Annotated in this window: 10 protein-coding genes and 1 pseudogene; all 11 read right to left on the reverse strand. The window is 64.0% G+C overall.

Annotated elements, in window-relative coordinates; genetic code table 11:
• Positions 1–926: 926 nt before the first annotated feature.
• The gene (locus tag BEMPMBAN_RS29460; protein WP_234809877.1) at positions 927–1,733 is read right to left on the reverse strand and encodes an ESX secretion-associated protein EspG; all 807 of its coding nucleotides are present in this window, start codon (positions 1,731–1,733) and stop codon (positions 927–929) included.
• Positions 1,734–1,922: 189 nt separating this feature from the next.
• The gene (locus BEMPMBAN_RS29465; RefSeq protein WP_068920398.1) at positions 1,923–2,210 is read right to left on the reverse strand and encodes a hypothetical protein; all 288 of its coding nucleotides are present in this window, start codon (positions 2,208–2,210) and stop codon (positions 1,923–1,925) included.
• 49 nt (positions 2,211–2,259) lie between these two features.
• Entirely contained in the window at positions 2,260–2,565 is a 306-nt protein-coding gene (locus tag BEMPMBAN_RS29470) for a hypothetical protein (protein ID WP_068920397.1), read from the reverse strand.
• An 89-nt stretch (positions 2,566–2,654) separates the two neighbouring features.
• A complete protein-coding gene (locus BEMPMBAN_RS29475) occupies positions 2,655–3,866 on the reverse strand; it encodes a PPE domain-containing protein (protein ID WP_083128823.1) in 1,212 nt (403 codons plus the stop codon).
• A gap of 31 nt (positions 3,867–3,897) precedes the next feature.
• Complete coding sequence (locus BEMPMBAN_RS29480; protein WP_046364543.1) at positions 3,898–4,203, reverse strand: PE domain-containing protein; 306 nt, start codon at positions 4,201–4,203, stop codon at positions 3,898–3,900.
• Positions 4,204–4,381: 178 nt separating this feature from the next.
• Positions 4,382–7,387: a type VII secretion protein EccCb gene (eccCb, locus tag BEMPMBAN_RS29485; RefSeq protein ID WP_068920410.1), complete on the reverse strand. Its 3,006-nt coding sequence runs from the start codon at positions 7,385–7,387 to the stop codon at positions 4,382–4,384.
• Positions 7,387–8,574 carry a cell division protein FtsK gene (locus BEMPMBAN_RS29490; RefSeq protein WP_068920395.1) on the reverse strand — a complete coding sequence of 396 codons (1,188 nt, stop codon included), beginning with the start codon at positions 8,572–8,574 and terminating at the stop codon, positions 7,387–7,389. Before BEMPMBAN_RS29490 ends, eccCb begins: the two co-directional genes overlap by 1 nt.
• Positions 8,575–8,579: 5 nt before the next feature.
• Positions 8,580–10,109 carry a type VII secretion protein EccB gene (eccB, locus tag BEMPMBAN_RS29495; protein ID WP_083128826.1) on the reverse strand — a complete coding sequence of 510 codons (1,530 nt, stop codon included), beginning with the start codon at positions 10,107–10,109 and terminating at the stop codon, positions 8,580–8,582.
• A gap of 5 nt (positions 10,110–10,114) precedes the next feature.
• Positions 10,115–11,161 carry a VldE C-terminal domain-containing protein gene (locus tag BEMPMBAN_RS29500; RefSeq protein WP_159235015.1) on the reverse strand — a complete coding sequence of 349 codons (1,047 nt, stop codon included), beginning with the start codon at positions 11,159–11,161 and terminating at the stop codon, positions 10,115–10,117.
• Between the two features lie 38 nt (positions 11,162–11,199).
• Positions 11,200–12,324 (reverse strand): transglycosylase SLT domain-containing protein, encoded by a 1,125-nt coding sequence (locus BEMPMBAN_RS32840; RefSeq protein WP_234897769.1) that lies wholly within the window; start codon positions 12,322–12,324, stop codon positions 11,200–11,202.
• A 51-nt stretch (positions 12,325–12,375) separates the two neighbouring features.
• Positions 12,376–12,600, reverse strand: a pseudogene (locus BEMPMBAN_RS29510) (DUF4226 domain-containing protein); the annotation flags it as partial.

A 12,600-nucleotide genomic window follows, 5' to 3' on the forward strand; every position in this document is an offset into this window, starting at 1 on the left:
GCGGCGGGGACTGTGGAGGTGGGCCGCCCGGGTAACCGGCGGCGGGAGGTCCAGCCTGCCAGTCCTGCCGATCGGTCGGCTCTGGACGCGGCGAAGCGCTGCGCGGATCGTACTGTCCCGGCGCCGGTGGCGGGGCGGGCGTGTGCCGCGCAGGCGGGGCCGTATATCCGCGCTGGGAGACGCTGTAGTCGTCCGCATTACCGTCGTGCCGATAGCTGGGTCCTGGGCGCTGAGCGTGCCGAGCTATCGACTCACCGCCGGGCGGCCGCGGTGCCGGATACCCAACCGGGGGCGGGGGCGGCGCTGTGTAGTGGTCTGGTGGTAGGTGTTCGCTGTTGTATCCGGGATCAGCTCTCCACGGCGGGGTGCTGTCCGCCGGCGGTGCGGTGTACGCGCCCGCCGGGTGGTGGCCACCGTCGAATCCTGCCGTCGCCGGGGGCGGCGCTGTGTAGTGGTCTGGTGGTAGGTGTTCGCTGTTGTATCCGGGATCAGCTCTCCACGGCGGGGTGCTGTCCGCCGGCGGCGCGGGGTACGCGCCCGCCGGGGGGACACCGTCGAAACCATCGTCGGGCACGGCCGGGCCCGCAGCGTGCGGTGAGGGCTCTACTCCGATTGGAACAGCTTGAGGGCCAGTCATTCCCGCGCCCACAGGCGCATCGGCGCCGGCCTCAGCATCGTCATCGGACGGCAGCGCGGTCACCGGGTCATCCGCCCCGGCGGCGGGCGTACCCGTCGGTTGCAGATACTGGCTGAAAAAGTCCTGATCGCTCACGGGCTCTCGATTCTCCTGCGCCACAAGTGGCCTACCTCCTCGGACTGATTCACTACAGTACATGATTAATCACTTTTGGGCACCACGTAAACAGCTATTTTGACTGATTTATCTGGTCGTGTTCACCGTGCGGACAGGCTCGGACGTAAGGGACTTAACGGCCGGGTCGGGGGGTAGTCGACCACTCAGCCAGACCTACTGTGGACATGACCGATTTCAGCGCAGACAAGATCGCCGCATCGGACCCTGGCGCAATCAGCGTCCACCATGAACCACTCTCACTGCGAACAGGGCCGCTGACGACCCTGCCAGCACTGGTATCGGTGACCGTGGCGGCTGTCTTGCTGACCTGCATCTGATGGTTGCTGCCGTGCGTCACAACAACCATCGACAACTCCATGACCGGATGATCCGCCGCCAGCGTGACGATCCGATGTTGGTCGGCATCCATGCCCAGACGCCCCAACGCCACCATCGGACTGTGCTCGCCGCGCAGAACCTGCGCCAAGCTGCTCAGCAAGTCCGCCGTAGGGACGGTAACTGCGTCGAAGGAAGCCGGCACCATGGCCGGGCCGCACAGCGGGAGCACGCGTTGGACCAAGCCCGCGAGCGTCATGCCCGGGCCCAGGCTCTCCACCGTGACGTTCTCCCCATGTCGCGCGGCGGCGACCGTCACATCACCGCGGCGGGCAATAGCTACCCGTAGATGCTCGCCGCCGCGGTGGATCAGACACGACAGCACCACATCCGGATTGCCCAGTGTCTGCACCCACAGCTTCACCTGTGGGTGCACGACATCGCCGCCGAGCAGGACACCGGCCTCCTGGAGCACCGCATAGCCCGGGTGACTCTCAGGCAGTCCGCACTCACTGACAAATGGTCGACACACGAGCACCGCGGGCAAGGTCTCCACTGCGCACAATGCCTGCACCAGCCAGAGCCCCTCGGCGGTGATCTCCAAGCTCGTCGCTGGCTGCGGCCCCGCTGCGCGCGGACCCGGACGACCCACAAATGCTGTCCCGCCCATGGTTCTTCTGTTCTCCCCGTCGTGAACGACCTTCTTGCAATGCTGCTCTCAAGCACTCGGCCCGGCCTGCCGACAGAATCGCCAGACCGGGCCGAATACCCGTCACCGAAGGTGGATGGCCACCTACACGTACTGCGCCTTGATCGACGCGTCCTTGGTGACCATTCCGTCCGCGCCGGTCAGCAGAGCAGCCTTAGCCTCCTTGAGCTTGCCGCTCAAGGCATCGACCAAGGTGATAGCGCGGGTGTAGTTCTCGCGGAAGGCATCGCCGCCGCCGCCCTGGAAAGATCCCTCGGTCATGGACTTCAACTTGTTTGCCTCGACGGCGACTTCGGCGGTCAGCGTTTCGCAGGCCTCGATCTGGTGAGCGCAGTCCTGAATCATCGGGACGTTGTATTCGATCAAACTCATGATGTTGCTCCTCTACGGCTGTTTCTGGATGCGGGATGTAGTGGTCTGGTCAGACGCTCATGGCGTCGATGGCGCTGAGGCCCGCGGCGGCGTCCTCGTCGCCTTCCTGCAGGCTCGTCTTCGACACGCCCATCTTCTGACCGTGCTCTTCTTGCATGAGCGCCTGCTGATTGCCCAGGGTCTGCAGATCTTCACCGACCCGCATCAGCGCGGCCTGGCCAGCACCCTTGAAGCCTGGTGCGACCCCTTCGAGTGCCGATCCGAGCTGCTGCACCATCGACTGCAACCGGTCCTGCTTCTCAAAGAGACCCTGCTGGGTGGTCTCCATGAGCTCCATATCGCCGGAAATCGTCATGTCCTGTAAATCCTTTCATTAACGGCTACAGCACTCTTCGTGTGCGGCGCCTGCGTGTCTGTCGAGAATGTGTTGTGCCCGTATCTTGCTCAGGGCACCCCCTTGCCCCCGGTGTTGGCAGTCACCAAACCACCGCCTCCGGTAATCACCGGCATCGTGTCGGTGCCGTTGTAGAGACTGGACGCGGCCGCCATCACAGTGGCGCCGTCGACCTGCTTTTTTTCGGAATCCTGTTGATTAGCGCCACCGGCCGCCGCAGCGCCGTGGGCCATCGGCCCCATCATTCCGCCGCCGCCCATGCTGGCCGGCATCGTCGTACCGGCCCGCGCCTGCTCGATGCGCGACCCCGTGTCGGCGCTGACCGGCGTCGCCGCGCTCACCGACGACGCCCAGGAGCCAGGACTGCGCAGCGCTGAGGCCGCCGACATCGCTCCACCCATGCCCCCGCCCCCACCAGCTCCACCGAGTGAGGCCGCGACTGCTCCCCCTGCCTGCGGTGTTTGGGTCACCCAGTCAGCATCACCCGCGGAAAAATCGGCCCCCAGATCGTCCGGTGACACATTCAGCGACGACGCCAGTGAGCTGAGCTGACCAAACGCTTGCTGCGGTAGCTCCGAGATGCTCTTGAATGGACCGCCACCGCTGAACGCTGACAGCGCCTGCGTCGGCATGCTGAGGAGTTGCGGGAACAGCCCAGTCGCGGTCTCCATCATCTGACTGGGATCGGCAGACTGGGCGCTGGGCTGGGATCCACCACCCGCCGCGCCGACAGTGCTAGGCGGAGGTGGAGGGATTGGCGGTATCGCCTGCACACCAGCCATGGAAGCCGCTTCATAGGCCGACTTGTTGGCCGCTCCCCGCATCCACATCTCGGTGTACTGACCACGATTGGCGACGATGAGCGGAGTCAGCATCCCCAGAAAGTTCGCCCCGACCAGCGCCATGTGTTCGCTCTGATTGCCGACAACTTCACCAGGATTAGGGGTTGCAGCCCGCAGCGTTTCGAATGCGTCCCCGGTGGCCATAATGCTGGCCGAAGCGTGGTTGAGCATGGTCGCCACGGTCCCCAGCCACACCAGGTGCGGGACATGGGCCAGCCTAGCCACCTCGCCCGTGACCGACGGCCAGCTGATCGACATAGCAGCCTCCACAGCCGCATGGCCGCCCAGCATGCCGATGATCGCACCGGCTAGCGCTTCGAGCTGCGCGGCTGAGGCGAAAAACGAGGCAGCTGACGGTCCCAGCCAAAAGCCCGCCGACGTGGTTTCCGGCGGTTCGGCTTGATAGGCCCCCGGTGGCATAGCGGTGCTCCCCGTCTCCCCTGCCTGGGTCCTACAGGACCGCGTTCATCAGCACCGCATTGGCGGCATCTTCGAGCGACGTCACCGTGCCGGCCACCGAGTTCGCCACGCCGTACAGCGCCTGCATTGCAGATGCCCCGGACAGCACCGCAGACACTTCCGCGCTGTACGCGGCGATCTTCGCCGCGTTGGTCGCCGAAATTTCTTCCAACCCCGGCGGCACCACAGCCGCGGCCGCGGCCGCCTGCGCCGTGTGCCCCGCAGCTTGAGCCGAAAGCCCTGCGGTCGCCGCCGCAGCAGCGGCAAGACCCACCGGATTGACAACTACTGACGTCATGGACGCCCCCTAACTAATCAGGACTCCTGCACGATAACACAGGAATAGTCACCCCGTACACATAAAGTGAACAGCCTTCGTGGCCGCCCACTTGTTTGCCAGCCATACACGCGACTAGCCTGCCTCTCTTTGATACCACCACGAATTGACGACGTTGTCATGCGCGAGTTTCCACCGCTCACCATTCATCGCCACCAGAGATCGGGCTGTAGCCTTCGGGCAACGGTGGGGTAGCCACCTGAATCACCTGGCGTCCCCCCTTCGGGTAGATCAACTCTCCGCGCCCCGGCGCCCGGGGAGTAGCCCGGATGCCGGTAACAATCGGTCCATCATCGCGGGAACCATCAAGGATGAGCACACCCGACCCAGCCGCGCTCATCCCAGAGATGATCTTGTTGCCACCCGTAGTGGACATCCAATTCTTGACCGCCGAGGCGACCAGGAAGTGGACCCCAATCTGTCTACCCCGCGACACAGCAGACTCCAAAGGAGCCACCAGCGACATCGAGCTGTACCCCGGAACATTGAGCAGCGTGAAGTCGTCAATCACAATGAAATAGCGCGGTCCACTAAAACGCCACCGAGCTCTCTCCTCGGGACTGGCATCTGCCGGCGCGGTGCGCTCGGCGAACTTGGCCGCCAGCTTCTTAGACGCCTCACCGATCTGCTGCGAGTCCGAGCTATAGAACGTCAAGTAGGCAGGATCGATGAACGCCCCCAGCTCCAGACCGACGTCAAAGGCAATAATCTTCGCGGCCTCGGGGGTGAAACTCTGCTGGATCGACGCGATGAGCGTTCTGAGCACCGTGGTGCGACCCGATTTAGCACTTCCCACGGCGTAAAAGTGCGGGCACTCAGCCAAGTTCACCCCCACCGTGGCCAGCGCGACGTCCCCGATCCCGAGCTTCAACATCCCCCGCGGCACATCGTCGAGCTCGGCGTAACTCACCTCAGCGGGCAACGTCGGCAACGTCGGCGCAGGGGCAATACCCAGAGCACTCCACCGCTGCGCGATCAGCGCGCACGTCTGCTGAACGGCATCCTGGCCGTAATCAGCAGACTCCACCGCAGGGAGCACGGCTGAGGCCACTGGCACCCCCGCCAGGAAATGCAACACCTTGCCCTTGTCCTTGATCAGACCCCGGCCTGGCTGATCAGGAACCTTGCCGGCCATCTCACGATCGCCGGCCTCGCTCTGGGTGGGCTCCTGCACACGCATCTCGACACGCGTGCCGCACTTTTCCTTGAGAGTGAGGTTCGCGGTGGCCCACTGGTCATTGGTCACCAGCAAATGAACGCCGTAGTTCAGTGCCGAGCCCGTGCCCAGCGCCACGATCCGGCCGTGCAGATCCATGTCCTCCTGTTTGAGCCCAGGAAGGTTGTCCACGAGCAGGAACACATCGCCATGCCCATCCTCTGGGATCTTGCCGGGCTTGCCGGCGAACTTGCGCGCACGAAACTCCTCCAGGTCGCAACCCGCGATCTCCCAGCTACGCACCCGATCCTTGAGAATCCGTTCGACCTCGCTGACCACGCGGGCCACCTTTTCCGCGTTACCTTGGCCCGCGATCCCGGCCACATGCGGCAATCCTGCTAACGCATCGAGTCGGCCGCCGCCGAAGTCGATACCGTAGAACTGCACCCGTTGAGGACTATGCGATATCGCCAACGACGTGACGATGGTCTGCAGCGCCGTCGACTTTCCGCTCTGCGGGGCTCCGACCGCCATCACGTTGCCCTGAGCCCTGGACAGGTCTGCAACAACCAAGTTCTGGGTATGGCCAAACGGGTCATCCGCGCGGCCGTAGGGCACCCGAAGACCCGCGTCCTCGGTCACATCCAGCCAGTCTCGCCCCCAGAACTCCTGGGCCATCTCGTCCAACGGAATCGTTGCAATATCTTCCAGCGGAGGCAGATACATCCGGTGCATCGGCCTGCACGTACGCCCCGCGCCGGCGAGCCGTCCGACCAGCGTCGAGACCACCGTCGGGGAATCGACGTCTGTCTGAGCGAGTGCCTGCTCCTCGGCCTGCTCCTGCGCAGCGCGATCATCCTCGTCATCGAGCAACTCAATGTCGATCGGCAAGGAATGCACACCCGTTTCGAAGCGGTGCGCGTCGATGAACTGCCCCTCCTGACGACGCCGCTGCGCCTTGCCTACCACCGGCGCAATGAACGGCGCTGACACGTAAAACGACCGGAACAACTGGTGTTCGTCGTCGTGCACCAGAAACCCGGTGCCCACCGGGGCGCCGATCAGATCGGTATACGCCTTCGGCGACCCAATCGCCTGGCGCGACTGCCCGGCGTCCTTGAGTTTCAACCCGATCGAGTAGGTCTGCTGGCTGATCATCCCGGCCATCCGGCCTGACTCAACCCGCTGCGAAGCATTGAGAATATGCATCCACAAACCGCGGCCTTTACGGGCCACCGTGTCGAACGTTCCGGTGAGTGAAGGCCGGATCTTGAGCAGCTCGGAGAACTCGTCCAGCACGATCACGAGAGCGCCCAGCGGCTCCAGCTCGGGACGTGTCGTCGCCCGCGCCCGTTCGTAATTGCGGACATCCTTATACCCAGCGGCTTTCAAGATGGTCTCTCGACGCACCACCTCGCCGTTGAGCATGTCCTCTAAGCGATCCAGCCGCGAGGCTGACTCTTCGAGGTTTGAAATGACACCCTGAACCTGAGGCAGGTCAGCCAGCGCCATCATCGCGGTCTCACCCTTGAAGTCGCCCAGGATCAGCTGTAACACCTCGGGGTTATGCGTCATAGCCAACGCCAGGATGAACGCCACCAACGTCTCGGACTTACCGGAACCGATCTGTCCGGTCAGCATCCCGTGCGGCCCCATACCGCTCTCGTCGGACTCCTTCAAGTCCAGCCACACCGGCTTACCCGAGGTCGGGTTCTTGCCTAATGCAGCCCGCAACCGGCTCTGCACGGTCATTTTCGACCATAACGTGTGCGGATCCCACTGCCGGGCATCCGCAATGTCGAAGAAGTCCAAGAAATCCTGACCCGCGCGAGCATCAGCGGCCCGCTCAGCAAGCAGGCGGGTCGCGGCATCTTCACGCTCGAACCGCGACATCGCTCGAGCAAAAACCTCGAACTCCACCTGCGACATCACGTCCGGTTTTGCGGCGAATTTCAGCCCTTTGGCGTACCGACTCGATACCTCGGTCATCACAGCACCTCCTCAGCGCGCAGCAAGTGGCCCTGGTCATCGAGCACGAAAGCCGTTGCCGATGTCGCCAATGCCGAGAACGTGTCTCCGGTCGCCTCCAGCACACACAGCCCGGCGAACCCCATCGCATCCACCGGCTCGCCGAGGTCACCGCTCTTGAGCACCCCGAGCAGCGGAGCGCAATTCGCACCCGGCAAGTCCACCACCACGACCATGTGATCATCCGGTGGCGGCATCCCCTCCATACGAGCCGACCACGGACCCTTGGATTGCAGCGCCGTTCCGTGCCGATCCATAAACTCACCAACATCGGAATAGATCATCCGAACCGGCCCAGAGGCATCAACCAGAACCGGATCGCCAACGTGCGGAAGCCATTTAGCGCCCTGCCACGCCGCCTCATCATCGGTGATGATCGCCATCCGGACCACATCAGGGCCGTGAAAGGCGCATAACTGGCAGACCATCGCCCGAAGCAACCCCTGAACGATCGGGCGTTGATCATCGTCGGCAGTAAACAACGCCCACCCCATCTGGTCGAACAAATGCAACGGCCGGGCAACATCGTGGACCACATTCTGCGTCAGCAGAAAGTCACGAGCCGCGATCGCCGTCGCCGTCTCACGAAACTCCGGTGGCGGAACCTTCTGGGGAGGAAGGATTTTCGTCCTGAGACGCGTCACCCCGACGCCGATGCGCACATGCCCAAAGTTCCGGTCGTTCGGGGATCGCTCCCACATCCGGGCTGTGCCGACCAGCGTTAACAGCGCCCCCTCAGAGGGGTTGGGATGGTGGTAAGCGATTTCGCGGGCCTGCGCCCGGGCACCGTCGTGGACATCTTCACGCAGCTCATCGAGAGTGCGCGCATAATCAACCCGGCTGGCCGCCAATGCCGCCGGCCGCGCCTTCTCATTCTGCCCACCGCCGCGGTTGCGCATCATCATGAACACCGACATCAGCATGATCGGCAGAATGAACAGACCACCCATGCCCATGGTGCGAGCACCGCTACGGATCATGATCACCAGCAGAACCACCACGGCGCTGACGAAAACCAAGATCCACACCCACATGGGCGGCCGAGATTGTGGCGGGCGCACCAATTCAGCCAGCTCGGGCAATGTCAGACTGCGCTCGCCAAGCTCGGGCGCACGCGCCTTTTCCTTGTCGAATCCCTGCTTGGTCATCGCGATCAGTTCCCCCCGCTCTGTAGCCGCTGCCCCGGAATGTTGATCACCGTGTCCCGTTCCACGCGGGCCGCCTGTTCCGAGAGAAGCGGTCCCGCCGGCAGCCATCGGATAACCGTCCACGGAGCCCGCGTCGGTGTCGTGTCTTTCAACCCCAGGGCTTGCTGAGTTGTACTGCCCTGGCCTGCCACATCAATTCCGAACCGCACCCCGGTGTCGCCGATCCACCACAAGGACTCCCGCCGCGGCGAGTCCGGTTCTACACCGGTAACCTGCACAAAATTCGCGCTACCCGCGCCGAGATAGACTTCATCGGCTGCGTCGTTGGCCTGCCCGGAGACCATGCGCATCACCTTGGGCTCCTCACTGACTGGGATCGGTATGCGACGCCCCGACACTGTTCTCACGCTGGCCTGCGCTTCGTTGGCGTCCTTGCTCCACACCACGCAGGTGACAGGCTCTACAGCCTTGTCCAGCAATGTCAGAGGACCCCTGGGGTACTTCGAGACGTCGAAGCCCACCGCCTGCGGGGCATCAGCCACAACGTGCGGTGCGGCGTCAAGCACACGTCCCTGCCCGGATGGGTCCGCGTTGCTCAACATCAACGCCACCGTCTCGGGTATCAATTGCATGCCAGCAGGCAAGGCCACAAAGAACTGCTGCTGCCCGTCGGCGGACACGGACCGAACTACCGACCCCGACACGACCGGCAGCTGCGCCTCGGCGTAGCCGACAGGCCCCCCAGCGTTCGGCACCGCCGGAACCCGTAGGGGTGCAGTCGGAATCAGCGCTTCAAAGAGCGCTTTGGACATCGGTGCCGGCCGCACGCTTCCGGCCTGAATGCCCAGCGCCAGGGTCACCGGCCGATCAGCGAGGTCGATGAGCGAGCGGTGGCCATCGGTCACCAGATACACCGAACCGCCATAATTCATCAACACTGCCTGAGGGGAATGCATCTCGTGTGACCAATCGCCCAACTCCAAGTCGCCGCCGAGCACCGTCACCGAGGGCTTGCTCTGCGGCCCACCAGAGCCAAGCCTGTCGCACAGCCCCCAACCGGTCGTCTGCGGAGTACGCGGCGCCAAATCATTGGGGGCGCCGACGATGCCGACCATCGGGCCCATCGGACGATCCTCGATCTGAGCCATCGGGACCAGCTTGGGAGACACATCCTGACCCAGGATCAGACGTGCCGACGCCAGATTCAGTACCGGGTGCATCGTTGCGTCGATATTCACATACAGTGCCCCACTGGCCCGATCGGCCACCAGCTTGGAGTCCCCGATCTGGCCTGCGGGCCGCAGCCACGCCAACACAAAGCACACCCCGAGCGCCAGTACCGCAATCACCACACCCACCAGGGTCGAGGCCCCGTAGTTCTTCGACGGGTCGTGCACCAGGCGCACCGAGTGCCGAGCCACCGCGACCGCCATGCGGTGCCACAGAAACCGCCATGCGGCGACCTGCTCCAGCGAGGCATAGGTAAGCCCGGTGCCACGCCGACGCGGCTTCTCAGATTCGTTCGAGCCCGCCACCTGCGCTACCTTCCCCCGCCGATCGACACCACGTGCACGTGATCCATATGGTTCTGCGTCGCACTACCGCGACCGCCCATCATCGAGGCGCTCCCATCGGGCTGAATCATCTGCTGCCGCCAGATCATGTGATCCAACCCCAGCTCGGTCCGATTACGAACCAGAAAGTTGACGACCTCATTTCCCAACTGCCGCCCTTCTGGGGTATCCCAGTTCGGAATCATGACGTCCAGCGCCAGCCCGTCGGGATGCCAGTGCAGCGAATCTTGGCGAACCCCACCGATCTCCTTGATCTCAGGGAACGCCGCACTGATAGCCCGGTTCATCAGCTTCGTGTATTTCTGCAGCCCACGCTCATTGGCGCGGCCGGGCCCGCTCGTATCCAGCCCCCGATCAGCACCGCCACTAGGCTTGGTGGACGCGGCTTTAGAGATGGTCTGTGTAGCCGGGGAAGCCAGTCCGCCCAAGGCGCTCAAGGGTTGCCCCAGCGCAGACAGTCCACCCATGCCCGGCATCCCGCCACCCATACCGCCACCGCCGGGCATTCCACCGCCCATACCCGGCATAGCGCCGCCGAACCCCGCCAGCGGTGATGGACCGCGAGGAACACCACCGATATCGTTGTAGCCAGCCACATTCGCCGCCGTCGAGGCGGCATGGGTGCCGGCATCGGCGGTCCCAGCCTCGGCGGTGCCGCGGGTCTCCTCCAGTCGTTGCATGATCGCAGTGATCAACGCCCGCTTACCTTCGGGAGTGTTGGTCGCCAAACCCATCGACTGCACATCGACCACCGCCTGATCGATGATCGCGGTCATCTCCCCCTGATGCAGCCCTGACGAACCCGCTGCCGATTCCACCTCAGAGTGTGCGGCATTGTCCTGATCAGCAAGGGCGGCAACCTTATTGCTGATCTGCCACCCACTGTTCTCCTGCCCCTCCGCACCCTGACCGCTGCCTGGCGCTTGGGCCGGCGGTGCCGGCGGCGGGCTGGCCGGAAGCGGCAGTAACGCAGAACCACCGGATGCGCCGAACCCATCGCGCACACCACCCATCACCCCCCCAGCCGACCGCACAAACGTCTCCACAGACATCAGTAACCACCTCCAGAAGAGCCCGGATTGAACTGAGCTACCTTCGCCAGGTCGCTGCCGTCACGGGAAACGTTGTATCGGCCCATCACGTAGTTCATGGCGGCGCTGATGTTGGCCACCGGGTCATAAATGTTGGTCGAGGTGCCTGGCTGATGGTATGCAGCGAACGTTGTCGGAATCGTTTGCAACCCGCCCCGTGACGAGTTCCCAAAATAGCCATCGGCCGCAGCAGCGCCGTGGGCATTGGAATCAGTCAGATTGATGGCCAGCGGATTGAAGCTTGACTCCCGCGCCGCCGCCGTCATCAGGCCCTGAGCCCACCGTTGGCGCGCCTGAGGATCGGTGATACCCATGACGTCGAGCGCCTCGGCCACATAACGTTTGTAGGCCTCCCGGCCGACGGCGAACTTCTCACGGTCAAACCGGACATCCTTGACAGGAATGCGCCCGGCCGACGACACATTTCGCCCAGATCCGCCACCGGAATCACGGCCTGATGCCGATGCTTTAGAGATGGTCTGTGTAGCCGGGGAAGCCAGTCCGCCCAAGGCGCTCAAGGGTTGCCCCAGCGCAGACAGTCCACCCATGCCCGGCATCCCGCCACCCATACCGCCACCGCCGGGCATTCCGCCACCCATACCCGGCATAGCGCCGCCGAACCCCGCCAGCGGTGACGGGCCGCGAGGAACACCACCGATATCGTTGTAGCCAGCCACATTCGCCGCCGTCGAGGCCGCATGAGTACTCGCGTGCGCAGTGCCGGCATCAGCGGTGCCGCGGGTCTCCTCCAGTCGTTGCATGATCGCAGTGATCAACGCCCGCTTCCCTTCGGGAGTGTTGGTCGCCAAACCCATCGACTGCACATCAGCAACAGCCTGATCGATGATCGCGGTCATCTCCCCCTGATGCTCATCGGAGCATCCCAGGGTGGACCGCAACTCGGACTGCGCGGTGTTGTCCTGGTCAGCAAGGGCGGCAACCTTATTGCTGATCTGCCACCCACTGTTCTCCTGCCCCTCCGCACCCTGACCGCTGCCTGGCGCTTGGGCCGGCGGTGCCGGCGGCGGGCTGGCCGGAAGCGGCAGTAACGCAGAACCACCGGATGCGCCGAACCCATCGCGCACACCACCCATCACCCCCCCAGCCGACCGCACAAACGTCTCCACAGACATGCTCTACACCGCTGCCGGGGTCTTACCTGTCGCGGTGGGGTCGAACCAGCCCAGGAAGTCAGGCCCTGAGCTGACGCTCTCCAACGGCTGTTCCTGACCTGAGACCAGCACCTTGCCGTTGCCCAAGGCCATCACCTGGTGGTCCTTCCACATACCGACATCACCGGCCTGCAACTTCGTCGGCGGGATCGGCTCCGTCACCGGAGTCCCCGCAGGAGGCAACGTAAC

Source organism: Mycolicibacterium austroafricanum, from assembly GCF_902705885.1.
Taxonomy (GTDB): Bacteria; Actinomycetota; Actinomycetes; order Mycobacteriales; family Mycobacteriaceae; genus Mycobacterium; species Mycobacterium vanbaalenii_A.

Bases quoted from the DNA above. Each gene is read 5' to 3' on its own strand.
- BEMPMBAN_RS29465 (WP_068920398.1), bottom strand. From the start codon at position 2,210: ATGAGTTTGATCGAATACAACGTCCCGATGATTCAGGACTGCGCTCAC.
- BEMPMBAN_RS29470 (WP_068920397.1), bottom strand. From the start codon at position 2,565: ATGACGATTTCCGGCGATATGGAGCTCATGGAGACCACCCAGCAGGGT.
- BEMPMBAN_RS29475 (WP_083128823.1), bottom strand. From the start codon at position 3,866: ATGCCACCGGGGGCCTATCAAGCCGAACCGCCGGAAACCACGTCGGCG.
- BEMPMBAN_RS29480 (WP_046364543.1), bottom strand. From the start codon at position 4,203: ATGACGTCAGTAGTTGTCAATCCGGTGGGTCTTGCCGCTGCTGCGGCG.
- eccCb (WP_068920410.1), bottom strand. From the start codon at position 7,387: ATGACCGAGGTATCGAGTCGGTACGCCAAAGGGCTGAAATTCGCCGCA.
- BEMPMBAN_RS29490 (WP_068920395.1), bottom strand. From the start codon at position 8,574: ATGACCAAGCAGGGATTCGACAAGGAAAAGGCGCGTGCGCCCGAGCTT.
- BEMPMBAN_RS29500 (WP_159235015.1), bottom strand. From the start codon at position 11,161: ATGGGTGGTGTGCGCGATGGGTTCGGCGCATCCGGTGGTTCTGCGTTA.